Genomic DNA, 23341 nt, shown 5'->3' on the forward strand with positions numbered 1-23341 from the left:
GCTGAATGCTGATGGAGAAAAACGAAATGCATTCGGAGTATGAGTACATCAATCCCCGACAAGGTATGCTAAAATCTGCTTAACTTTCCCAACAATGCAAACCCACTTGCTTTGAAAAACTATTTCGCGTAAATTATGAAACAAATTATTTGTGACATGAACTGCGTCGATCTTACTTTTTTTTTTGCGAGATCGACAAATATGCTATTGAGAAAAAAATTATTCCCTTAGTTCTCGCTAGCGTCTTTTTCCAAATCTTCATTCTGGTCCCTGGGTACAGCCATGAGATATCGCTTCTTAAGTTTTTTCACACTGTTTTTTGCCTTGATAGTTGCCATAGCAACCGCACCGACAATTGCTCTGGCAAAAACCATGTATGTCTCCGATGTTCTGATTGTCACCCTCAGGGATGGAAAAGGACCGGACCATAAAATCATCAAAACCCTGAAAACCGATACACCAGTGGAGGTCCTGGAAGAAGATGAACAATATATCCGCGCTAAAGCCTCAACCGGGGAAATAGGCTGGATACTCAAACAATACATGACCGTTGACCTGCCAAAAATGAAAATCATTGATCAGCTGAGCACTGAAAATGACCGGCTGAAATCAAAACTCAAAAAATTCGAACAGGACTTGCCCCCCCTCCAAAAAACCTTAGAGGAATCAAAACTGCAACACGCAAAAAACGCTAAGGAGTCCGAACAAAAAATTGCCGAAGCCCAGCAGGTAATAGCCCAGCTCAACGAACAATTAAATTTCCTTGCCGATAAATACGAAACCCTCTCCGAGCAGAGTCAGGACACCCTGCAACTGATCAATGACCGCGATAAGTTCAGGAAAAATAATACAATACTTGTTGAGGAAGTTACAACCCTTCGCCAGGAAAATTCACGAATGAAAAAGAATACAACCATTCGCTGGTTCCTCGCTGGCGGCGGGGTCTTCCTCGTTGGACTGCTTTTCGGAAAAATCCGAACAAAAAAGAAGTATTATTAAAACACCAGGGAGAAACCTGGAAAAAATCAGGAAGCGAGCCTTTCTGCTTCTTTTTCCTTTCTGATATTACACGCCAGGGCAAAAGCCTTTTTCTTTCCATGCCTTCTTATTGACACGGAGGTTTTGCCCTGTCTTCCAACCGGTGTGAGCCAACTCACTTCATAACGATTTAATTCATTATTGAACCGCACACCGACAACACCGGTATTATTGTTGCTGACGGTTACAACATGTTTGTCAGTCCTTTCCTTGCCTAATTTCTTTTCAGTTGTGTCACGCCAGGAAAGGGCTGCAAGAAGACCGGAATATCTTCCACCACATTTTTTATCGGCAAAAAATTTAGCATGTGTTTCACCCAGGTAACGAACACGGGCATACCAGCCATGTGTCCTTTTTGATACCTGATCGATTCGTGCAATCCCTTTATGTTTTTCAAGTAATGCCGTTGTTCCCATAATCTTACCTCAAGTCAGTTAAATTAATAAAAAATGAATCGCCCATGCTTTATTCCCATGGGCCTGATTTTCGCCAACCAGGGGATGTTCCTTTGATTTGACGTTTAATTTGTTCACCCGAACTGATTTTCAAACTCCGCCGTGCGGCTATGAACTAATGAAAAGCCGAGACAGTCATAGTGTTCTGCATTTTTACGAGTACAGCCTGAATATCGCTGAAATCATTCGCATCATTTGAAGTCAAAAACCGAGGCCTGAAAAGATGTGCCCGGGCTATTGATTCATCATCACAGGCATGAAGTGCGATAATAAGCCTGACATCATACAGTAGCTCCTGCACTGCGAAACAGGTTTCAAGGTCCTGTCCTGTCGAGGTCAAGATGATAACCGCGAAGTCGGCATCGGATTTATGGTCAATGAGTCTCTGGGCAAATCGACCGATCTCATCAATAACCTCTACCTCCTCCGTAGCAATTTTCTTTAAAACAACTGCGGCAAGTTTTTCACCGGTCTGCCGCTTGCCGGCAGAAAAAACCAGGAGTTTCATAACGAGATCCCTCAAACCTTTACGCCTGAAAACTATTACGAAGTCTTGCAGCCGAGAAAGATATATACGGCAAAATGCCTTTAACCCTCTTTATGAGCAAATACTGTGCCTGCCACAACTCGGCAGCTTACAAATTGATCAAACTAAATGATATTATTAAAATTATTTTTTCTGCACTCATAAAAGCGAGGCTCAACCGAAGCCCTTAAGTCTAAGAATATAGACAAACCCCCAACCCGGCGGTCTAATTTATTAGACAGTCTTCAATTAAGAAAAGCCAAAGGATTTCGTTGTGACAAATTTTGATTTACGGTCGACTATCCCAGATCCACTGAAACGCACCAAGAGCGGACCCAATCGGCGTTGGTGAGCCTTTCAGATCCGAAAATGGACAATCCCGATAAATAGCTTATTATAAAAGGCGTTTGAGCTTTTTCAAAAGGCTACGATGGGAGAAAAACTGACTAATCAGTGTATGTGACCGATGATTTTTTCAGGCGGGGAAAAATTGGCAATTACAGTTGAGATTCTTGACTGCAAAGGATGTTGTCCGAAAAAACATTCAGGCGTCATATCACCTTTGCAATGCAAAAATTGTATCTACCTGCTCTGGCATTGAAACGTAAAAATCCGGATCATCTTTGTACCATCCCGTGCTTATTCAGGAGTTGATAAATCCGGGCTCTTGAAAGTCCTGAATATTTGCAGGCGGCCTGGATGTTTCCGCCACACCGCGAAATAAGTTTGTGAAGGTAATCTATTTCCAGAGCGTCCTTGAACTCCCGCCATACAGGCAAAGAGGTGTAAGAGCTTTTGGTTTCATCTCCGGAAACAGCTTTTTTACCGCCTTTTACCGCCGCCCTTGCCAACTGGACCCTGATTCCATCTGGCAAATGATTGGGGTAAAGGGTGGGATGATGCTGGGCCACGGCGATGACTCTTTCCAGGGTTTGAATAAGTTCCCTGACATTCCCCGGCCAGTGATACTCAGTAAGCGCAGATATGAATTCCGGAGCAAACCCCTTTGTTTCCTGATTATAGCGTTCGCAGAACTTGGCCACGTAATGCTGGACAAGTTCCTGAATATCTCCAATCCTTTCCCGGAGAGGCGGCAGATGGATTGCCATTGATTTCAGCCTGAAAAGAAGATCTTTCCTGAACTTGCCTGCATCTGCCATTTTTTCAAGATCCCGGTTGGTTGCTGCCACCAGTCTGAAATTACTTCCTTCCTCTTTATTTCCCCCCACCGGGATGAACCTTTTTTCCTGGAGAACCCGCAAAAATGATTTCTGAACATGAATGGGCAGTTCGCCCACCTCATCCAGAAAAAGAGTCCCCCGGTCTGCCTGGTGAATGAGCCCTTTCCTGGATTGAACAGCGCCGGTGAAGGCCCCTTTTTCGTGCCCGAAAAGTGTGCTTTCCACTAGAGTCTCAGGGAGCGCCGCACAATCAACAACCACAAAACTCTGCGCTGCTCGTGTACTGTTTTCATGAATTGCACGGGCAAAAAGTTCCTTGCCGGTGCCGGTCTCACCAAAAATAAGCACATTGACTTCACTGGCGGCGGCCTTGGCAAGCAGATCCAGGCTTTTGAGGATGTTTTTACTGTTGCCGATAATGTGCTGCCGTTTCAATACAACAGGGACCCGGGAGGTCTTTTCCTTTTCCTCCCGGAACTGCAAAGCCCTGGTAAGAGGCAGCTCTATCTCCCTGCTGATTGCCGCCTTTTCAAGATAGCACCATGCGCCATGTTTGACCGCAAGTTCTGCGCCATCAGGGTTTCCCAGACCGGTGATAATCATAACTTCCGGTTTCGACGGCACATCCCTGAACCTGGGTAAAGACTCCAGACCATTGCCGTCCGGCATGGTGACATCAAGCAATATCACATCAAAATCTTTTGATTTTGCCGTGGAATAGCCATCCGCCAGAGTCTTGGCGATTGAAGCGTCATGGCCGAGACGGACAAGCTTGCGTCTCAGAGCTTCACTCAGAAACGGGTCGTCATCGACTATAAGAATTTGTGCCATTAGGTTTTTCTTTAAGAAAATATTAATTAAAAATTAATCTGATCACAACAATCCATTGCGACTGCCCCTGCTCTTGAAGCAGCAAAATGAGTTAAACGGCTTGAAAAACAACGGCAGCCTATTGACCCAGTTCACCACTTATACCAACTGTTACAACAGCTACAGTCTAATAAACCAGAAACAAACGCCTTTGTCAAATAAAGTAGACAGATAACAATATAAGAATATTAGTTTTTTAATTTCGGATCTTTCAGGTAAGCAAACTGAAAACCTTCGTCGTATGACTAAAGGTAAATGTTAAAGGTTATAATTCAGAATGCAGAGTGAGCTTTGGAACTTTTATTATGATCAGCTACCGATTTCCGGAGCGCTTGATGGCTATTCCCATATTGTACTGGGCACTGGGATAATCTGGATTGATGCGCAGGGCCTGCCTGTAGTATTGCACGGCTTCATCATATCTTCCAAGAAGTTGCATGAGATTACCGAGATTATTGCTGGCCTCGGCATATTGAGGGTCGAACCGTAACGCCTCGCGCAGATGATAAAGCGCTTCGGTATAATTCCCCTGACGCGCAAGAAGACTGCCGAGATTATTGTGGGCCTTGGCATTGTTGTGGTTGAATATCAATGCCTGCCTGAAATGGAGAACCGCTTCATCAAATATGCCCATGTTCTTGAGAGCAATTCCCAGGTTATTATGGGCCTCAACAAAAGACGGTTTGAGCACCAACGCCTTCTGATAATTCTTAATTGCCGCGTCACTGTTCCCCGCTTCAGCTAATGCCAGGCCCAGATTGTTATAAGGCCTGGGATTCTGCGGCGCCTTTATCGTGCAATCGTACCAGAAGACAACAGGATTCAGCCAAAGGCTGTTTCTTTCATAAGTCCAGAAAGACAGAAACACAATGGCGACTGCCAGCCCGGAAATCAGCAGCCAGTCTTTCCGCATCTCTCGGCAGCAAAACACCATTGCCGGCACAAAAAACATCATTGAAGGCAGATAGGTCCTGTGCTCAAAAATAATCTCGAGCCCGATAAATGATGATTCAATTACCAGGTTTCCCAGGAACCAGAAAATTGAGAAAGCCACCAGCCGATGTTTTCTGGCATTGATTGCCGCAAAAAGCAACAGAACCAGAATCAATCCAAAGGAAAACAAGGTTGACAGCGGCTCAAAAAGAGACTGTGAAACCAGAAAATCATATTCCAGACTCAGCCTTGAAGGATGAGGAAAAAAGAGCAACGAAATATAATGGACAATTACTCTGAACTCTGTAAAAACTCTTTCAGTAAGTGTGAAATCCCTGACCTGATAGGTGGCCAATATCGTCCGGAATGGATCTTTTCCCAGGTAAAAAAAGGCCACAGCTCCCAGAAAAAGTAAGACACCGAGCAGCCACGGGGCTTTCTTTTTTAACCAGGCAAGACTTAAATCCTGGAAGAAAAACCACTCATACAGCAATATACAAAAAGGCAAGGTGGCGGCAATTTCCTTTGAGCCCAAGGCAAAGAGCCCGGAAATAAACGCACCCAGAAACCATAGACGGGAAACCCGCCCTGTTTCTGAAATGCGGCCTTGGGCGTAACCATACATCGCAACAATAAAAAACATTGCGGACAAGCTGTTCATTCTTTGAACAATGTAGGTTACCGACTGCACCTGCAGGGGATGAACCATCCATAGAAACGCCACAGCAAAGGCAATTGTATCAGGATTCGTACTTTCTGACCTGTCCCATTGGGCATTCAGAACAAGAGTTGACCTGACAAAGAAAAACAGAAAAAGAGTTGTGATCAGGTGAATGGCTATATTGACAAGATGATATCCTGGAACAGCGTTACCATGGAAATACTGGTTGACGGCAAAGCTTATATTGGCCACCACCCGCTTGGGAAGAATACTTTTTTCTCCTGCCCCCAGCAGGCTCGAGAGACTGAAATCACGCAGGTGGATTGCACGGTTCTCCTCAATATTTGACGTATCGTCAAAGTAAAACGGCACGTCCAAGGTGTTTGAGTAGATAATCCCTCCCCAGAGGATCATCGACAGCAACAGCAACGCTCTGATTATACAGGGGAGTGAGTTCATCGGCTCCTTACCTTGAAGAGATTATTCCTGCCGTATTGCATAATATTTGACAATACTTGCAGCAACATCTCCGGAAAAATAAAAAAAATAAAGGGAAAGCATTGACACGCATCACTAAACATACTTTATAACACTCTCAGCCGCGAAGATATTTTGTTGGCATTGACCGGTAATTGGATTATATTTTCCACACTTTTGTGTGGGGAGAGAGCAGTCAATTTCTGGCAGTTTTCCTGGAATACAGTACTACGGCTCCAAGAACCGGCGGTCGATTTTCAGCTTTTTCAAACGTAGCCTTCTGTCCCGACCGACATGGCAACAGCCTCCTTTGCGCATATTACACCCGGATATGATTAGGCATATTGCGATCATTAAATACAACAAAAGGAGAGATTTATGAACATTCTGGTTTTTGGTCCCAATGGAAGCGGCAAAGGCACGCAAGGCGCCATAGTTCAAAAGAAATACAACATGCCCCACATTGAATCCGGGGCGATTTTCAGAGTGAACATCGGCGGCGGCACGGAACTCGGCAAAAAGGCCAAAGAGTATATTGATCGAGGCGATCTGGTTCCAGACGATATCACTATCCCGATGATCCTCAATCGCCTCAAGGAAGACGACTGCAAAAAGGGTTGGATCCTGGACGGATTTCCGCGGAACAAGGTCCAGGGAGAAACCCTGGCAAAAGCCCTCAAAGATGCAGGAATCGCCCTGAATTACGTCATAGAAATCGTCCTGCCGCGGGATATCGCAAAACTCAGAATTACCGGCCGGAGACTTTGCGTCAATGATAACAACCATCCAAACCATATTGCCTTTGAAGCCATCAAACCCGTTGAAAAAGACGGCAAAATTGTTTGCCGGGTATGCGGCGGTGCTTTGAATACCAGGGCTGATGATCAAGATGATGCGGCCATCGACAAACGTCACAATATCTATTACGACGATAAAACCGGAACAATGGCTGCGGTCAATTACTTTAAAACTCTGGGCGGAAAAACCAAGGTAATATCCGTTGACGGGCGATCGTCAATTAACGAAGTAAGTGAAGCAATCATGAAAAAGCTTAACTAATCAGGTTGATTAGCTGTTTAGACTGTCAGCATATGAATGGCACATAAGCCGAATCGTTCCTGAAGTGATGAGCGCTTTGCTTTGATATTTTGTTTGCTGAAAGACTAAACACCTACAGACTATTCACCTGAACAGTTGCCAATTAGCATTATAACGCAAACAGGCCGATGGGAAATCCCATCGGCCTGTTTGCGTTTCAACTTCACTTGATGAAAGGAGTAACTCCGGATATTTCAGGAGTCAAACACGCCTAGCCTAAAACTTCTTTTATTGCCAGGTGCAGTTCTTTCTCTCCAAAAGGTTTCGGGAGCATGAGATCGGCGCCGATCTCCTTGGCCAGGGCAAGATACCGCTGACCGTTTATTATCCCTCCCCCTGATATGGCGATAATTTTCACCTCAGGATCAATCTTGTTTAATTCCATGATTAAGGTCAAGCCGCTCATTCCCGGCATGACCATGTCGGTTATAATCAGGTCCGCCTTCTCTTCATCGTAGGCCTTTAAAGCGTCTTTCGCATCAATCGAGCATCTCACATGAAATCCGATATTCTCAAGGGAGATCTTCATCCAGGCAAGGATTTCTTTTTCGTCATCTACAATAAGAATTTTCACAGGCATGCGACTCACCACTCCAACCATCAGAGGTTACAATTTTCAACCTTTTCCATTAAAAGGCCAGCTGCGCCGAACTCATGAATCGAACCTCCAAGCAAGACCGACAGCTCAATAAAATTTAATTAAATGTAATGTAGCATATTTTTCAACCACTACAAACATTGAAATCAATGATGCTCCTTACCGAACTCACTCCAGGCTTCTAAATAAAGGGCATTCAACCTAGTCTCCAGTTCGAGCCTGTAGACTTCAATATCCTTGGAACGGATATCCGGTGGAACTTGCATCGCTTCACCGCAGGTAAAAATAATATTGGCAAAGGGTTTTGGCAGAATAGTCCGGTCCCAGCTCGTAAACGCCCAGTACCTGTCCACCGCGCAGATAAACGGCAGGATCGGCGCCCCAGTCCTGCTGGCAAGCAGAATCATCCCGGCCTGAACCACCAGGGCCGGACCTTTTGACCCGTCCGCCACAATAGCTGCATTTTTCCCTTCCTGCATGTGCGCCGCCATCTCCCTGAGCGCCTTGAGCCCGCCTTTGCCCCGGGAACCGCGCACCGTTTCATTTCCCAGTTTATTGAGGAGATGAGAGACGTATTCGCCGTCCTTGCTGGCACTGACCATGGCAACCCAGGAACGTCCCCGGCAAAAATGCATGACAAAAAAAACCGAGTAATGCCAGAAAACCGCGATAAAAGGCCTTGAACCTTTTTCACATTCTTCCAAATTATTGAAACCCTTGTAATCAACTCGACAGGTTGCAAATAAAATTCTGGTCAGCCAGATAAACATGGTCGGCACAAACAACAACAAGAAATCATAAATAAATTTCTTTTTCAGAGCCACTCGAGTTCCTTTTTTCTGAGAGATTTAAGCTGATCGCGAAGCTTTGCGGCAAGCTCGAATTCAAGATTTTCCGCAGCAGAGTACATCTCCTTTTCAACTATTTTAATTTCCCTTCTCAATTCCTCAACCCCATCCCACTGTTTTTTGCGGGATACCCCATAGCCATATCCAGGCTCTGCCGCCTCAAGCTCCACGGTAACGTAATCCTGCTCATAAATTGTTCCGACAAGATCTTTAATCTTAGCCCGGATGGTCTCCGGCGTTATACCATTTTTTTTGTTGTAGGCCATCTGCAGCGCACGTCTTCTTGTGGTCTCGTCAATTGTATACTGCATCGCATTGGTTATTTTATCAGCGTAAAGGATAACTTTTCCTGCGGCATTACGCGCCGCCCGACCGCAAGTCTGGATCAAAGACCGCGCACTGCGAAGGAATCCCTCCTTGTCGGCATCAAGGACCGCGACCAAAGAGACTTCCGGGATATCAAGCCCCTCGCGCAACAGGTTAATCCCCACCAGCACGTCAAACTCCCTTTTCCTGAGATTCCGGATGAGTTCGACCCTATCCAATGTCTTAATATCAGAATGCAGATAACGCACCCTGACACCGAGTTTTTCGTAATATTCCGTCAGATCCTCGGCCATTCTCTTGGTCAGGGTGGTAACCAAAACAGCATCCCCCTGTGATGTTCTGGATCGTATTTGCCCCAGCAGATCATCAACCTGTGATGTTGCCGGACGCACCTCGATTTCAGGATCCATGAGACCGGTGGGACGAATGACCTGTTCCACGACTTTCCCCTGAGCCTTGTCCATTTCAAAATCACCGGGTGTTGCGGATACATAAACGGTCTGATGAATCCGCGCGGCAAACTCATCGAACCGCAACGGCCGATTATCCCTGGCGGAAGGAAGACGAAACCCGAAATCCACCAGAGTCTGTTTGCGGGATCTGTCGCCCAGATACATGCCGTGCAGCTGGGGCACGGTTATGTGGCTTTCATCAATGATCAACAGAAAATCCGGCGGAAAATAATCCAATAATGTCGGCGGCGGTTCACCGGATTTTCTGCCGGTGAAATGGCGGCTGTAATTTTCAATGCCGTGGCAATAGCCGAGCTCCGAAAGCATTTCCAGATCAAAGTCCGTGCGCTGTTCAAGGCGCTGCGCCTCCACAAGCTGATTGCTGTCGGTTAATTCTTTCAGTCGCTGGATTAATTCCGCCTTTATAGTCCCGGTTGCAGTCTGCAATCTTTCCTTTGAGGTCACAAAATGGCTGCCGGGAAATACCGTCAACTCAATGACTTCTTCCAATACCGATCCCCGCAGCGGATCAATAAACGAAATCCTGTCAATGGTATCTCCAAAAAGTTCAACCCGCACTGCCCGGTCATCTTCATAGGCCGGGAAAATCTCAAGCACATCGCCCCGCACCCGGAAAACGCCGCGATGAAAGGAAATGTCATTACGCTCATAGAGCATATACACCAGCCGGCGCTGGATTTCCTCCATGGGATATTCTTCATCGGTCTTGAGAAAAAGATGCATATTGCGATATTCGTCAGGAGATCCAAGGCCATAGATGCAGGAAACACTGGCAACGATGAGCACATCCTTTCGGGTAAGTAATGACCGGGTGGCGGAATGGCGCATTTTATCAATGGTATCGTTAATCGCCGAATCTTTTTCAATGTAGGTATCCGACTGCGGAATATATGCTTCAGGCTGATAATAGTCGTAATAGCTCACAAAATACTCCACGGCGTTTTCCGGAAACAGATCCTTCATTTCTGAAAAAAGCTGCGCGGCAAGTGTTTTGTTGGGTGCGATAATCAGGGTCGGTCTCTGAACATTTGCGACAGCGTGGGCAATGGTGAAGGTTTTACCTGAACCGGTAACACCGAGGAGAACCTGATCGCAGGCGCCGGCCAGAATCCCTCTGGTCAGAATATCTATGGCGCGGGGCTGATCGCCTGCAGGTAAAAAATCCGAAACCAGTTTAAATTCCGTAGTCATTTCCTTTCCACTTTGAGGTAAAAGACTTCACTGTCAAAATGCTGTTAGCAAGATAAATCACATCGATGTAGATGTAACCTCGAAAATTCTAGTGATCAGATGAGGGATGGGAGATATCAGAGATAACGCCGGAACAAAAAAGGGTGCACGAAAAAATATCAGCGAAAAAAAAATTATTTTTTCTTCAAGACCAGAATAGGCCTTTCTTGATTGGATTTTTGTGGATCACTGTCACTTTTTGTCCCAGTATTAATGGAACTCAAACCATCAAGGACATCGAGTTCTTTTTTGTTGACCCCTTCATTCTCGGCCGGCTTGAAAGAACGGGCTCCATGAAGTCTTAAGCGGCTGATGTCACCCATTAACAACTCCAATTTTCCGATCCGCTTTCATGAGTATATCCGTATTGACCAGGGAATTATCCCCTGACATCGCTTCCATAAAAGAATTATAAAGCAGCCTGTTGATCTCGCGGGGTATGCCGCCGCTCAGTTTATGCAAAACCTTAAAGGCGTCGCCGGGGATAAGATCAGTTGTGGCGCCGCATTTCAGCAGCCGGAATTTTACATACTGCTCAGCTTCCTCCGGGGTCAAAGGATCAAGGTTGATCCCGAAAGTGATCCGGCTGCGCAGAGAAGCGTAGGAGGGGGCGCTCAGTCGACGAGTAAGGGATCTTTCCGCAACGAGAATTACGGTGATGAGCTTTTCCTGCTCTGTCTCAAGATTTGACAGGGTCCGGAGAATATGAAGGGCATCAGCTTTCAAAAAATGAGCTTCATCGATAACTACTACAATCCTTTGCCCCTTGGAGTAAAAGCCAAGGGCGGCATCCTGCAACTGCGCCAGACGGTCACCGGTATACCTTGCAATTTTCTCAACCTCAAGCTCCTTGAGAATTGCCCCAAGAAGGGGTCCTTTGCCCATTCCAGGATGCACAAAAACAAAAACCGGCAGTACATCTGCTGCACCGAGAGAGCGTAAAGCGGCCTGCGAGACAATGGTTTTCCCGGTGCCTGAATCCCCGGAAAGAAGAATCAGGGCATGGCGGTCATAAATCCCCAGCCGCAATTTCACCAAAGCCTCTTCATGCTGCCGGGTCCGGTAAAAAAGTGTTGTATCCAGCGTATCTTTAAAAGGGTTTCGCGTCAGTCCGAATTTGTCAGGCCAGGGCAGGATATTCATCATAAAACTCCATGGGTGTTACCTGGATTAGGCTCCGGTCTTTATCCGACCGATGTTTGCAGCCGTTACATCTTTTGATGCAGCCCCGCTGGTAACTTCGGAACCGATGCCGTTAACTTCCATTTTTTTTTCAAGAATCTCGCCGCTCACCGCTCGCATATATCGCCTGAAGGCGGAACTTGCAAGAAGTTCAGGCATTTCATTGGCCAACAGTACCTTGGCAATATTATGTATGTTGCGACTGGCGCGCGCCTGGGGCTTGAAAACCGAGAAAGGTGTTCTTCTGGCAGTTGCAGCACCTATTGCCGAGTCCCTCATGATGTAGCCGACATTTTCCACTTTTCTTCCCAAGAATTCATCGGCGCATAATGAAAACCTAGTGGCAATATCAACCGCCTGTTTCAAGGTCTGTACCATATTTATAACTGAATACAGTTTACACTGCCGCATTTTCTCCCGATGCAGGGATTTCAACAGGCCGTAGGCATCGGCAAGAGATGTGATTTCAGGCACCAGGACAAAAAGAATCTCATCGGCGCACATCAGAAAATCACGCACCGAAGGCCCCATCCCGGCTCCGGTGTCAACCAGGATGATATCTGCCTGCCGTTCGACTCTTTCCAGGGAGCGCATGATCTCCATGCGCTCGCCGCGAGTACTGTCGGAAAGCGACAGAATACCGCCGCCGCCGGGAATAATGCCGATTCCTTCCGGGCCTGGAGCAATAATATCGGCAATATCAACGCCGGAATTAATCACATCAGCAAGGCCCCGCCCCGGGTTAAGCCCGGCGAGAAGGTGGATATTCGCCATGCCCATGTCTGCGTCCAGTATCAGACTCATACTGCCCTGGCGCTGAAATTCTATCGCCAGGTTCAGGGCGATATTGGTTTTCCCCACTCCGCCCTTGCCTGAGGTGACAGCAATGACCCGGGCATAGCGGTTGGCGCTTTCAGGCACGTTTTTCTTGTCCGGGGCATGCAACGCATGGATCTGCTTAAAGGCCTGGACCGCATCGGCAGAATATACCAGGGAATCGCCGTGAAGAATCTTATCCGGCAGACGGTGCGAATATTCGGATTCATAAAAACGCAACAGACTTTCTTCAAGTCCGGTTGCCCGGGAAATCTCGGTTATGCTTAATAATTCTTTCACAAGAGGCTATTCATCCATATACGTGGAACACACATCTTTGAGTGCCGCACTCACCGTTTCCAATACCCTTTCCAGTTTGAAGGGTTTTTTCAAACATGCATAGGCACCGTGACGGACGGTCTCTGCAACTTCTTCCTTTGAGGCCAGCCCGGTAATAATCACCACTTTCAAGTCCGGAAATTCTTCTGTGACAAATTTCAATACCTCAAGCCCGTCTTTTCTGGGCATCCGGATATCCAGGAGAACAAGGTGATATCTCTTAAACCGCAGCAAGCCGATACCTTCAACCCCGTCATAGGCCCCGTCTACTTCATACCCTACGGATTTAAGATTTTCCTGCAGCATGTCATTGATGAACCTTTCATCATCGATTACCAGTATGCGACATTTTTCAGGGACAGCCGTTGCATCCGAATCTTTTCGACCCAGGGCCCGTTTCATTTTCTGCAGCCTGCTGCTCTTGTCCACGGGCAGGGCGATGATAAATGTCGTACCCACTCCGACTTCGCTTTTGACCCGCATATATCCGCCGTTATGTTCGACAATGGAATGACAGATTGCCAGGCCGAGGCCGGTGCCCTCGCCTTCCTTCTTGGTGGTGAAAAATGGATCGAATATCTTCCCGAGATTTTCTTTGGATATTCCCTCCCCGGTGTCTGCAACAATAACGTTTACCAATCCATCATTGATTTCAGCGGAAAGAATAATCTTCCCGCCGGCGGGCATCGCATGGTTGGCATTGATCATCAAATTCATGAAAACCTGCTCGATCTGCAGAGGATCAACCATCACCATCGCCATATCCTCCGGGATCTGATTCTCCACCTTCACATCTTTCATGGAAACACGGTCACCGATCACCGATAAAACCTTATTGATGATATTGCCCACCGATGCCTGGCAGAACTGGGGTTCAGTGGGACGCGCATAGCCCATGAGGTCCTGGATAATCTTGGATATCCTTTCCTCCTGCTCGGAAATAATTTTGAGTCGGTCAACTATTTCGGGTTGCTCATCCTTCTGCTTTGCAAGCATGCGCTCAAGGATCTGAATATTCAACGAGATGATTGTTAAAGGGTTGTTGATTTCATGGGCGGCGCCAGCTGCAAGCCTGCCCACCGTCGCCAGGCGATGCGAATGGAAAAGCTGATGCTGGCTTTCCTCCATTTTCCGGGAAGTGGCGGCCATTTCCTGGGTCTGCCGGGTGAGATCCTTTTCAAGGATCAGACGTTCAATGGCGTTTCCAGCGGCAAGGGCAATGGTTTCAAAATTCGTTTTTAAAGATTCAAGGCTGCTGCCACGGATATCAAGGTCCTCGGAAAAATCAACGATCAATTCGCCGAAAATATGATCTTCCGACATTCCTGATTTATTATCCGAAACAAAAAAAGTCGCTAAAAAATTCGAACCTGCGACCATATTTATAACCCCTGACTCTAAGATAGCGCCTTTGGATAAGTCAATGGCCGTCTGTTCAAGGCGTTCAATCGCCTCGCTTTCAATTTCTGAGATCTTGCCCCTGCCAGAAAATTTCTTTTTCATTTCAGAAAGATGCGCAGGAATATTCAAGGTGTGCATCTTCCTGCCGTCAGAAAATCTCCCGACATAGGCGCAAGCCTCCGGGTCACGTAACATGCAGAGGCACCGCTCAACCCCGAAAGCCTTTATAACCGAATCAACAACCACTTCCGCCGCCGCCTCCAGAGAAACGCCTGGTTTCAACCTGCGGGTCATTTCGCATGTAGCACCGCAGACCAGATTCATTTCCTCAAGCTGTCGGTTGTTCTTTTCCAGGTACATGCTCATCCTGCCGAGGCTAACATTGGCGGAACTGATAAGCTTCCGGTACTCATCTTCATCCCAGAAACCGAGAACACTGCCGACATCCTTGACTTTCCCTGAGACCTCTTCGATTATTTCCAACAAATCATTGGAAGTAAAATGATGATGCAGCAGAAGATTTTCCAGCGCATAATGAAAATGCTCATGACATTGGGTGCCGCTTGCCAGGAAATAGCTTGAACCGATATTATGGGTAACACAAAGAACATCGGCAAATCGGATCAACTTGGAAAGGTTTGCGGTTTCAGGTTCTATGGTTTCAAAAACCGGCTGATGATGCAGCCACATGACCTTTCCGAGTGATTCAGGAATCCGCCAGCAATCGGCGATTTGCTTGCCGGCATCAATGTGATTGAATCCAAGTTTTGCATATTCAATATCAAGGGGCAGATTTCCTTGTAAGGCATAGGCACCTTTCCGGTCAATCTCCAGGCAGATTTCTTCAAACTCACTGGGAAATTGAATATAGATCGCTAATTTGCCAAGATCATGAAGCAACCCGGCAATATAAGCCTCCTCAGGCGATGGAAATCCAAGCTTTTCTGCAAGAGCTTCGGCAGTGACTGCAACCCCGATGGAGTGCAACCAGAAATTCACCAGCTTGTCCCGGTGTTCTGAAAACTGCCCTTTGAAACAATCAAAAATCGATACGGAAAGAATAATGCTGCGGACTGAATTAAAGCCGAGAAGAGATATAGCCTGCGCGTTGGATGTAATTTTTCGCTGGGCACCGACATAAGCGGAATTCGCATAATGGAGAATTCTGCCGGTCAGCACCTGATCATTTTTTAACAGATCAGCGATTGATTCAAAACTTGAATCTTCGCCTTCCATAAGCCGGATTGCTTCAATAGCCACGGAAGGCAAAGTCGGGAGACTGTCAACATCTATGATCCGGTTCGTTTTTTTAGGCGTCATTAATATCCCTTGAAAAGCCGCAAGCCCAAAAAAGCCGGTATGAGGATGCTGAAAATAAATGAAAAGGAAATGTGAACACAGGCACCATGAATGGCTTTATCTTTCCGGACAGAATCAAGTCCATTATCGATAGAAAGATTTTATAAATCCAGGGCCATTCCTTTAGCCCCGGAGAATTTATCAAATCAGCGGAATCCAACAGCTGAAAAACCGAATTCAGGGCCTGCCTCCAATTCTTGGCGGGGAGTCAGACGTAAAAATTATCAATAATATAAACTATAAAGCGAAAAATAACTGTATTTTTTTTAATTGAAGAACAGGGGTTTGCAGATTGAAGCCTGCCGTTCTAAAAAAGTGTGAGCCATCAAGCCCCCCATGCTTTCGGGGGCTTTCCATCTTCACCGGCTGAAATGGTCAAATCCCTGATAGCCGATTTCAACCGCCCCGCCTTCCTCGATGAGTCGCACGCCAGGTTCTTCAACTATCCTGCCGACGCAGAAAATATCCGAACCAAGTGTATCTTTGACGAGTCGGGACAATGAATCATCAGCATATCCGGGAGCTGTAAAAAGTAAATGATAGTCTTCCCCGCCTTTTAATGCCCAATCAAAGGGGGAATACCCCAGCAAAGTTGCGGCTCTGGCCATTTGTGTTGAAACGGGAATCCGGCTTGAAACGATTTCGGCGCCAACATTGCTTGCAGTACATAGATGTGCAAGATCGGTGGCAAGCCCATCGGACAAATCCATCATCGCACTGACAAGCCCGCTTGCTGCCAGAAGGCCGCCCAACTGGATCTGCGGGCTGGGATTAATATGGGCTGAAACCAGCGACTGCCATTCCGCCCCACCGCGCAATCGGGGATTCCTGCACAATTCAAGACCAGCGGCTGCCTCACCCAGAAAACCGCTCACCCATACCGAGTCATCTTTTTTTGCGCCCGAACGATACAAAACCTTATCAGCGTCCACTTCTCCGTAAACCGTTACCGAAAGCATGATCCGCCCCGGACTTTTCACTGTATCTCCGCCGATGAGCTTTGCGCCATACTCATCAAGAACCGCGGTAAACCCTCTGATGAATGCGTCCACCCATCCGTCATCCTGATCTCCAGATAGCCCCAGGGATAAAAGCACAAACCGCGGCTTTCCCCCCATGGCGGCGATATCACTAATGTTAACCGAAGCGGCTTTCCGCCCTAAAAGATCCGGCGGATGCCAGCTCAAGTCAAAATGAACCGACTCGATCAAGGTATCCACGGTCATTAATGAAAGCGACTGACTATCATGCATAAAGACCGCGCAATCATCACCGATTCCCCGAACCAGAGTCGGAGCAGCACAATCCACCTGTTTCCTAATCGATTCAATGAGTTGTCTTTCTGATGAGTGAGTTCCCATATTACTCCATACCTGTTTCAGACAAACTGCCGCACATCACCAACAAGCACGCTATCTCCCTGAGATATATAAAAAAAAATCAAGCGAACAGTAAAGTTATCATAAAAACCGCCGATAAGTCTTTACACAAGCAGTTGCAAAAAAAGGAGAAAACCAGTGACTACCGTTTGTTGTGTATGCAATAAAACCAAAAAAGAACAGGGGTGGGTAAAACAACCACTCCCCCCCAAGATGATACTTTCACACGGCTACTGCCCTGAATGTTTCTGGAAAGTCATGGAGAAACTCCAGGCAACCCAGCCCCTCATGCAAAATCAATCAGCCTTCTGATTCATTCCCCCTGCACCGAATCCCCACGAGAAAATCAATCACAAAACTTTCCGCAACTCCCCTAAATCTCTTGAACCTATTTTACCACCCGCAGAACAGTCTTTTTCTTTTTGCCCTTCACCTGCAAATCTTTTTCCTCTCCAGGGGAATCAAATCTTATCGCCTGAATGAAACGACTTTCACCTCCCATGGTAAAAAACTCCTTGCCGGTGAATTGCGGCAATCGCAGAGTCCACATGGTTTTCTTCGGCGGGAAAGACAGAACCTGCAGTGACACATGCCACCATTCATCGAGCCTTGATTCGTCCCTTTGGATATCCGTTACCAGCGCATAGAGCATGGCCTGGGGCTTTTCCGCGACAATCAATACAATATCCCCGACAAGGGTGTTATCTTTGAACAGAAAGACACTTCTCAATTCTTTTATTATTTTTTCCATGAATATCGCCCTGATACATTTATATAGCCACGGCACTTGAAGCTCCCCGCGGCAGGAAAGCACGTGCTCCGAACCACGGGGAATGAACTCCCTGTTCCTGTTCAACTCATTATAAAAAAATAAAACATAATCAGTTATTGATGCAATTGTGAAATGATATTTCTGATTCCCAAAAAAAAAACATTGTGGTTTAACCGTATTACACTTTTTAATATACGATTAACCAGGGAGTTGCCGATTGGCCTTTCTGCCGACTTCTGTTTTACACAGAGGCTCAAATCAAGAATATTGACCGGTGTTGCAAACGGCATAGTTGTATTTTTTCACATTACCGAGAAAAAAAATATCATCTGGAACTTTTATTTACTATCCATTGTCATAAAGATTAACTGGTTGCTGTCCACAAAAGCCCGGATAGCCTCAGAGTCAGGCGTCACTTATAATGTTTAAACATGATACGGCAGAGATAGTCCGGGCATTCCGAAATGGGAACCAGCAGGCATTCAACCAATTAGTCCTGCTCTGCCAGGCAACCATATACAACCTTGCGTTGAATTACGTCAAACAGGAGGAAGAGGCCAAAGATCTAACCCAGGACATCTTTGTTGCGGCCTACAAGTCTTTACCGCAGTTGCGTGAAGAATCAAAATTCTCATCCTGGCTCTATCAGATAGCCCTGAACCGATGCAGAAATCGTTACAAGCAGCTTTACCGAAAAGGCTTTTTCACTTCCTTATCAATTGATGACCCGGACACTTTTATACAACTTCAATCAGATACATCCCCGGAGAAAGAACTCGAGAAGAAACGCATTATCAACCTGGTCAGAGAAACTATTTCCGACATGCCTGAAACCGAAAAAGAAATACTCATCCTGCGAGATCTTCAAGAACTCTCCTACGAAGAGATAAGCTCAACCCTGGACTTACCCCTGGGAACCGTTAAATCAAAACTTAACCGAGCCAGGACCTCTCTTAAAAACAGACTCAAGAACAGGATTTAAATTACCGGGACATCATTATGGAATGCACAAAAATTCAGCATCAATTTTCAGATTTTTTCGAAAGCGACTTAAATGCAGAGGAATCGTCCTCCGTAAAAGAGCATCTCGATTCCTGCTCCCAATGCGCAGAGGAATGGAAATATTTCAGGGACACTCTCCATCTCCTTCACTCCATTGAACCGGAACCGGTCCCAAGGGGTATGCTTGCCGGCATCCATGCGAAACTCGAAAAGAAAAATATGCTCCTGCGCTTCCTCCTTTGGTTCCGACATGCCAATCCCACCATGACCATCCCTGCCGCGGCCACAACTATCGTTATTGCGTTTACCTGCATGGCCCTTTATAAAACCGTGCTTCAGGAAAAGCCTTTCATGGAAAACCAATCCATCCCGAAGCAGAATATCGCTCAGAAACCAGGCGACGGACCATCCATCACTGTTGCAGATGCGACCCCTTATTCCGGCGGCAACAACCCCTTACAGAACTTCTCCATCTACAATGGCCCGGCCGAACAATATCCAGGATTTTTCCAGAATAATATTACTCCCCATGGACTCGCATTCGCCCCTGATATTTCCTTTGCTTCAACAGGAAGGTCAGCAAGAGGCATTTATCAACGTCCTGGAAATCATCTGCTCAACCGATATGTAAACAATTTTCTCGGGTCCGATTCAACAAACCATGTACCCCCTGATCTGCTGATAACGGTCCAAGCCACAAACCAACGTCCTCCGACAAAACTCTATCATTCTCTCCTTGCTGAAAAAACGTGGAACCCTCGCGTCCTTGACGGCAACCTTCTGATACTTTTTCTTCCCCCCGAGGATCTGCCTCATCTGCAACTTTCTCTTAAGAATTATCACGTCCAGGTATCACCTCCTGGCGCCCAGGCAATTCTCTCAAGCTACAACCGCGACATCATACGAGTGGCTATTTTGATCAAGTAAACTTTTTTATGCGTTCATTGCTTGCCGCTATTTCACCCCGGAAAAGCTGAAACTCCCAGGCGATGACAATACCCCGGCACAACACTCTTTTCCGTCCCCTTAAAAAAGTTCAAACCCTGCTGATCATTTTCAGCAATCCAAAAAATATTTAAACGAATTATTTTTTCCCGGAACTTTTCATTTACCGCAATGTCTAATTTATAAATGCAACATTTCATGTAGCATTGTTTTTTACTCCTCCTTCCCTCAGGAACCATTCCCTGGTTCCACTGGGGTCGCATGGTTGCCCAGCCATGCGACCCCATTCTTTTATTTAAGTAAACAGAAGCGAGCCCCCCTTGACAAAGGATGTATAGGCCATATTAAATACGATATATCTATCTTGATCAGACAAACCGAAACAATCCCTGAGTATTACAATCCATAACAATCAGGAAATGCATTACAGAGGAGCACCGATGAAAGCCATAACAACATCCTTGACAGCCGTTTCTCCCATCCGTTTATTCCACGGTCTCTTAATACTGGCATTTATACTGCCGGTTACTTTGCATCGGGAAGCCCTGGCGCTGACCAATCCTAACTCGACCTTTGCCGATCTTGCTGAAAAACTCGGTCCCACAGTGGTCAATATTTATACAACACAGGTATTAAGCCCTCCCAAAAAACAACTCCAGAGACACCCCCAGAAACAACCGTTTAACAATGAAGAAATCCCGGAGTTCTTCAAACGTTTTTTTGAGATCCCCCCTCAGGAATTCGGCGAACATCCTCACCAGCAGCAGGACAAAAAAACAACAAGCCTGGGCTCTGGGGTAATCAATTCCGCCGACGGCTATATTATCACCAATAACCATGTCATTGAGAACGCCGATAAAATCAAAGTACGGCTGACAAATTTAGAGGAATATGAAGCTGAAATAGTTGGCAGGGATCCAAAGACCGACATTGCGCTGATTAAAATCACTCCGGAGAAAGCCCTGCCCTTTGCGATATTTGGTGATTCCGATTCTTTACGTGTCGGGGATTGGGTCATGGCCATCGGCAACCCCTTCGGCTTCGAGCATACAGTTACAGCAGGCATTGTCAGCGCCAAGGGTCGATCAATCGGTGGCGGCCCTTACGAGAACTTCATTCAGACCGACGCGTCCATTAACCTGGGAAATTCCGGGGGGCCGCTTTTCAATATGAACGGAGAAATGGTTGGCATCAACACGGCGATTTACAGCAGAAGCGGTGGCAATATCGGCCTGGGTTTTGCCATACCGGTCAACATGGCTAAATGGGTCATAAAACAGCTCAAGGAACATAAACAGGTCAGCCGGGGCTGGCTGGGAGTAATGATCCAGGATGTTACCACCGAACTGGCCAAACAGTTCGGTCTGACAAGACCCATCGGCGCCCTTGTCGGCGAAGTCTCAAAGGACAGTCCCGCAGAAAAGGCCGGCATCCTCCCCGGCGATGTGATCATCAAATACCAGGATAAAGAAATAACCCACATGACCCAGCTGCCGGCCATGGTGGCCCAGACAACTGCGGGTACTCATGAAAAAATAACGATTATCCGCAAAGGCAAGGAACAGGTAATATCGGTTACCATCGGCAAACTGGAAGAAGAGAAAATCAATTATGGAGATGCCGGGGAAGAACCTCAACAGACCGCCGGTCTCACCGTCCAGGAACTGACTCCGGAATTGGCAGAATCTCTGGGGATTGAGGAAAAGAAAGGACTGCTGGTCACAGACGTCGAAGCGGGCTCCCCTGCTGCAGAAGCCGGCATGCGAAGAGGCGACCTGATCCTTGAAGTCAATCAGATGCCGGTTGGCGACTTGAACGCCTATAATGCAATATTGAAAAATACCAAGAAGTCAGAAAACATTCTGTTCCTGATCAACCGGAACAACCACACCAGGTTTATTGTTGTGAAAAACGAATAGTTCACAGAGGATACGGATTGTGAACAGGTCGGCCTTATGATTGCCGGTCGGCCTTCCCGACTTCCTGGACAAACATACGAATTCTTTCAAGCAGCTTCCTGCCGGGCTCAATTTCTACTCCGGAATTAACATCCACTGCAAAAGGGGAGGTCTGTCTGATTGCTTCGCTGACGTTTTCAGGGGCAAGTCCCCCGGCGAGGATTATCGGCCCGGGAGCTTCTATCCCTTCAAGGATAGACCAGTCAAAAGTCTCCCCCGTCCCTCCAGCGATTTTTTCATGAAAGGTGTCAAAAAGAAAGCCGGAAACAATCCCGGCATATGGGGATAAATCCGGTGCCTGCCTGCCTGCCCCGACGCTGAATGTTTTTATAATTCTGGTGGTTATTTTCTGACAGTATTCCGGGGGTTCGTCCCCGTGCAGCTGAACCATGGTAAGCCCGCAATACTGGGCGATCTCTCCCACAACGTCAGGATCTTCATTGACAAAAACCCCCACCGCATCTACAAAGGGCGGCAGAATCCTAATAATGTTTCTGGCCAGATCCGGGTCAATATAACGGGGGCTTTGTTTGACAAAAATAAATCCCAGTGCATCCACGCCTGCTTCTGCCGCACCTCTGGCTTCCGCCATATCCGTCATACCGCAAACCTTAATCCGCGTCCTGGCGGTCATAAAATTCCTCCCGGTTAATCCGTTTCTGATTATGATTTTCTTGACCGGCTCACCAGCCCATCAATTCTCTTACCGCGGCCGCCTTGTCTGCCGACTTCATGAGGGTTTCACCAACCAGAACCGCGGCAACTCCTGCTTCAGCAAGTTTCCTGACGTCTTCATTACTCCTGATCCCGGACTCGCTTACCACCGGAATAGTGGCAGGGATTTCCCGCATCACTTGAAACGTCGTGTTGAGATCAACGGTAAATTCCCTTAAATTCCGGTTATTGATCCCGATAAAATCACTGCCGGCGGCAAGGGCCATCTCCGCTTCATGTTCGTCGTGTACCTCGACCAGAACATCAAGGGATAATTCCCGGGCAAACTCCAGATAATCCCTCATCTGGTATTGATCAAGAATTGCGGCAATGAGCAGAATAGCGTCAGCGCCGTATTGCCGCGCCTGCACGATCTGCGACTCATGAATAATAAAGTCCTTACGCAACACCGGCAGATCCACGACGGACCGGACCAGCGGAATATAATCCAGGGAACCCTGAAAAAAATTTTCATCGGTGAGCACCGACATTGCCTGTGCTCCGGCAAGCTTATACTGGCGGGCGATCTCTGCCGGATCAAAATCAGCGCAGATAACCCCTTTTGACGGCGAAGCCTTTTTAGCCTCTGCTATAAGCGATATGCCTTTACCTGCCAGCAGGGCCTGCTTGAATCCCCGGGGCGGATCAACTTTGCCGATGTCCCTACCTGGAACTCGCGCATTCAGCAGATCTTTCACTTCCAACCGCTTAACTTTAACTATCGAATCGAGAATCATCTATCTATTTTTATCATGATTT

General features: G+C 46.9%; 20 protein-coding genes. 5 read left to right on the plus strand and 15 right to left on the minus strand.

Annotation, left to right across the window (positions count from 1 at the left end):
- The first annotated feature begins 282 nt into the window (after nucleotides 1-282).
- Nucleotides 283-999, plus strand: a complete 717-nt coding sequence (locus tag KKE17_11310; protein MBU1710582.1) for a TIGR04211 family SH3 domain-containing protein — start codon at nucleotides 283-285, stop codon at nucleotides 997-999.
- A 26-nt stretch (nucleotides 1000-1025) separates the two neighbouring features.
- Here the strand turns inward: KKE17_11310 and KKE17_11315 are convergent, their stop codons facing one another.
- The 4 genes from KKE17_11315 to KKE17_11330 all read right to left on the minus strand — a co-directional run bounded on the left by KKE17_11315 (nucleotide 1026) and on the right by KKE17_11330 (nucleotide 6123).
- On the minus strand, nucleotides 1026-1454 hold the full coding sequence (locus KKE17_11315) for an AP2 domain-containing protein (protein ID MBU1710583.1): 429 nt from the start codon (nucleotides 1452-1454) through the stop codon (nucleotides 1026-1028).
- Between the two features lie 154 nt (nucleotides 1455-1608).
- Complete coding sequence (locus KKE17_11320; protein ID MBU1710584.1) at nucleotides 1609-2001, minus strand: hypothetical protein; 393 nt, start codon at nucleotides 1999-2001, stop codon at nucleotides 1609-1611.
- Nucleotides 2002-2636: 635 nt separating this feature from the next.
- Nucleotides 2637-4031, minus strand: coding sequence for a sigma-54 dependent transcriptional regulator (locus KKE17_11325; protein MBU1710585.1), 1395 nt, complete (start codon nucleotides 4029-4031; stop codon nucleotides 2637-2639).
- 352 nt (nucleotides 4032-4383) lie between these two features.
- Nucleotides 4384-6123, minus strand: coding sequence for a tetratricopeptide repeat protein (locus tag KKE17_11330; protein MBU1710586.1), 1740 nt, complete (start codon nucleotides 6121-6123; stop codon nucleotides 4384-4386).
- 396 nt (nucleotides 6124-6519) lie between these two features.
- On the opposite strand from KKE17_11330, the gene KKE17_11335 reads away from it, so the two are divergent.
- Nucleotides 6520-7200 (plus strand): adenylate kinase, encoded by a 681-nt coding sequence (locus KKE17_11335; GenBank protein ID MBU1710587.1) that lies wholly within the window; start codon nucleotides 6520-6522, stop codon nucleotides 7198-7200.
- A 250-nt stretch (nucleotides 7201-7450) separates the two neighbouring features.
- Here KKE17_11335 and KKE17_11340 read toward each other — a convergent pair whose 3' ends face one another.
- From KKE17_11340 to KKE17_11380, 9 genes are all read right to left on the minus strand, one after another.
- Complete coding sequence (locus tag KKE17_11340) at nucleotides 7451-7819, minus strand: response regulator (protein MBU1710588.1); 369 nt, start codon at nucleotides 7817-7819, stop codon at nucleotides 7451-7453.
- 164 nt (nucleotides 7820-7983) lie between these two features.
- Entirely contained in the window at nucleotides 7984-8607 is a 624-nt protein-coding gene (locus tag KKE17_11345; protein MBU1710589.1) for a lysophospholipid acyltransferase family protein, read from the minus strand.
- A gap of 44 nt (nucleotides 8608-8651) precedes the next feature.
- Complete coding sequence (gene uvrB / locus KKE17_11350; protein ID MBU1710590.1) at nucleotides 8652-10676, minus strand: excinuclease ABC subunit UvrB; 2025 nt, start codon at nucleotides 10674-10676, stop codon at nucleotides 8652-8654.
- Between the two features lie 173 nt (nucleotides 10677-10849).
- Complete coding sequence (locus tag KKE17_11355; protein ID MBU1710591.1) at nucleotides 10850-11038, minus strand: hypothetical protein; 189 nt, start codon at nucleotides 11036-11038, stop codon at nucleotides 10850-10852.
- On the minus strand, nucleotides 11031-11861 hold the full coding sequence (locus KKE17_11360) for an AAA family ATPase (protein MBU1710592.1): 831 nt from the start codon (nucleotides 11859-11861) through the stop codon (nucleotides 11031-11033). The genes KKE17_11355 and KKE17_11360 overlap by 8 nt, the downstream gene beginning before the upstream one ends.
- Nucleotides 11862-11885: 24 nt before the next feature.
- Nucleotides 11886-13013 carry an AAA family ATPase gene (locus KKE17_11365; GenBank protein MBU1710593.1) on the minus strand — a complete coding sequence of 376 codons (1128 nt, stop codon included), beginning with the start codon at nucleotides 13011-13013 and terminating at the stop codon, nucleotides 11886-11888.
- Nucleotides 13014-13019: 6 nt separating this feature from the next.
- Nucleotides 13020-15773 (minus strand): HDOD domain-containing protein, encoded by a 2754-nt coding sequence (locus KKE17_11370; GenBank protein MBU1710594.1) that lies wholly within the window; start codon nucleotides 15771-15773, stop codon nucleotides 13020-13022.
- Between the two features lie 398 nt (nucleotides 15774-16171).
- Nucleotides 16172-17173, minus strand: coding sequence for a thiamine-phosphate kinase (thiL, locus tag KKE17_11375; protein ID MBU1710595.1), 1002 nt, complete (start codon nucleotides 17171-17173; stop codon nucleotides 16172-16174).
- Nucleotides 17174-17579: 406 nt separating this feature from the next.
- Nucleotides 17580-17942 carry a hypothetical protein gene (locus KKE17_11380; GenBank protein ID MBU1710596.1) on the minus strand — a complete coding sequence of 121 codons (363 nt, stop codon included), beginning with the start codon at nucleotides 17940-17942 and terminating at the stop codon, nucleotides 17580-17582.
- 442 nt (nucleotides 17943-18384) lie between these two features.
- On the opposite strand from KKE17_11380, the gene KKE17_11385 reads away from it, so the two are divergent.
- From KKE17_11385 to KKE17_11395, 3 genes are all read left to right on the plus strand, one after another.
- The gene (locus tag KKE17_11385; GenBank protein MBU1710597.1) at nucleotides 18385-18945 is read left to right on the plus strand and encodes a sigma-70 family RNA polymerase sigma factor; all 561 of its coding nucleotides are present in this window, start codon (nucleotides 18385-18387) and stop codon (nucleotides 18943-18945) included.
- A 17-nt stretch (nucleotides 18946-18962) separates the two neighbouring features.
- Complete coding sequence (locus tag KKE17_11390) at nucleotides 18963-19892, plus strand: zf-HC2 domain-containing protein (protein ID MBU1710598.1); 930 nt, start codon at nucleotides 18963-18965, stop codon at nucleotides 19890-19892.
- Nucleotides 19893-20350: 458 nt separating this feature from the next.
- Entirely contained in the window at nucleotides 20351-21829 is a 1479-nt protein-coding gene (locus KKE17_11395) for a DegQ family serine endoprotease (protein ID MBU1710599.1), read from the plus strand.
- 34 nt (nucleotides 21830-21863) lie between these two features.
- Here KKE17_11395 and KKE17_11400 read toward each other — a convergent pair whose 3' ends face one another.
- On the minus strand, nucleotides 21864-22502 hold the full coding sequence (locus tag KKE17_11400) for a phosphoribosylanthranilate isomerase (protein MBU1710600.1): 639 nt from the start codon (nucleotides 22500-22502) through the stop codon (nucleotides 21864-21866).
- Between the two features lie 49 nt (nucleotides 22503-22551).
- Nucleotides 22552-23319 (minus strand): indole-3-glycerol phosphate synthase TrpC, encoded by a 768-nt coding sequence (trpC, locus tag KKE17_11405; GenBank protein MBU1710601.1) that lies wholly within the window; start codon nucleotides 23317-23319, stop codon nucleotides 22552-22554.
- Nucleotides 23320-23341 lie beyond the last annotated feature (22 nt).

This window comes from Pseudomonadota bacterium (assembly GCA_018823135.1).
GTDB lineage: Bacteria > Desulfobacterota > Desulfobulbia > Desulfobulbales > CALZHT01 > JAHJJF01.

Excerpts from the sequence above, each read along its gene's own strand:
- KKE17_11385 (MBU1710597.1), top strand. The coding sequence starts at position 18,385 with ATGTTTAAACATGATACGGCAGAGATAGTCCGGGCATTCCGAAATGGG.
- KKE17_11355 (MBU1710591.1), bottom strand. The coding sequence starts at position 11,038 with ATGGGTGACATCAGCCGCTTAAGACTTCATGGAGCCCGTTCTTTCAAG.
- KKE17_11315 (MBU1710583.1), bottom strand. The coding sequence starts at position 1,454 with ATGGGAACAACGGCATTACTTGAAAAACATAAAGGGATTGCACGAATC.
- KKE17_11400 (MBU1710600.1), bottom strand. The coding sequence starts at position 22,502 with ATGACCGCCAGGACGCGGATTAAGGTTTGCGGTATGACGGATATGGCG.
- KKE17_11335 (MBU1710587.1), top strand. The coding sequence starts at position 6,520 with ATGAACATTCTGGTTTTTGGTCCCAATGGAAGCGGCAAAGGCACGCAA.
- trpC (MBU1710601.1), bottom strand. The coding sequence starts at position 23,319 with ATGATTCTCGATTCGATAGTTAAAGTTAAGCGGTTGGAAGTGAAAGAT.
- KKE17_11340 (MBU1710588.1), bottom strand. The coding sequence starts at position 7,819 with ATGCCTGTGAAAATTCTTATTGTAGATGACGAAAAAGAAATCCTTGCC.
- KKE17_11370 (MBU1710594.1), bottom strand. The coding sequence starts at position 15,773 with ATGACGCCTAAAAAAACGAACCGGATCATAGATGTTGACAGTCTCCCG.
- KKE17_11320 (MBU1710584.1), bottom strand. The coding sequence starts at position 2,001 with ATGAAACTCCTGGTTTTTTCTGCCGGCAAGCGGCAGACCGGTGAAAAA.
- uvrB (MBU1710590.1), bottom strand. The coding sequence starts at position 10,676 with ATGACTACGGAATTTAAACTGGTTTCGGATTTTTTACCTGCAGGCGAT.
- KKE17_11325 (MBU1710585.1), bottom strand. The coding sequence starts at position 4,031 with ATGGCACAAATTCTTATAGTCGATGACGACCCGTTTCTGAGTGAAGCT.
- KKE17_11330 (MBU1710586.1), bottom strand. The coding sequence starts at position 6,123 with ATGAACTCACTCCCCTGTATAATCAGAGCGTTGCTGTTGCTGTCGATG.
- KKE17_11395 (MBU1710599.1), top strand. The coding sequence starts at position 20,351 with ATGAAAGCCATAACAACATCCTTGACAGCCGTTTCTCCCATCCGTTTA.
- KKE17_11345 (MBU1710589.1), bottom strand. The coding sequence starts at position 8,607 with ATGTTTATCTGGCTGACCAGAATTTTATTTGCAACCTGTCGAGTTGAT.
- KKE17_11380 (MBU1710596.1), bottom strand. The coding sequence starts at position 17,942 with ATGGAAAAAATAATAAAAGAATTGAGAAGTGTCTTTCTGTTCAAAGAT.
- KKE17_11310 (MBU1710582.1), top strand. The coding sequence starts at position 283 with ATGAGATATCGCTTCTTAAGTTTTTTCACACTGTTTTTTGCCTTGATA.
- KKE17_11390 (MBU1710598.1), top strand. The coding sequence starts at position 18,963 with ATGGAATGCACAAAAATTCAGCATCAATTTTCAGATTTTTTCGAAAGC.
- thiL (MBU1710595.1), bottom strand. The coding sequence starts at position 17,173 with ATGGGAACTCACTCATCAGAAAGACAACTCATTGAATCGATTAGGAAA.
- KKE17_11360 (MBU1710592.1), bottom strand. The coding sequence starts at position 11,861 with ATGATGAATATCCTGCCCTGGCCTGACAAATTCGGACTGACGCGAAAC.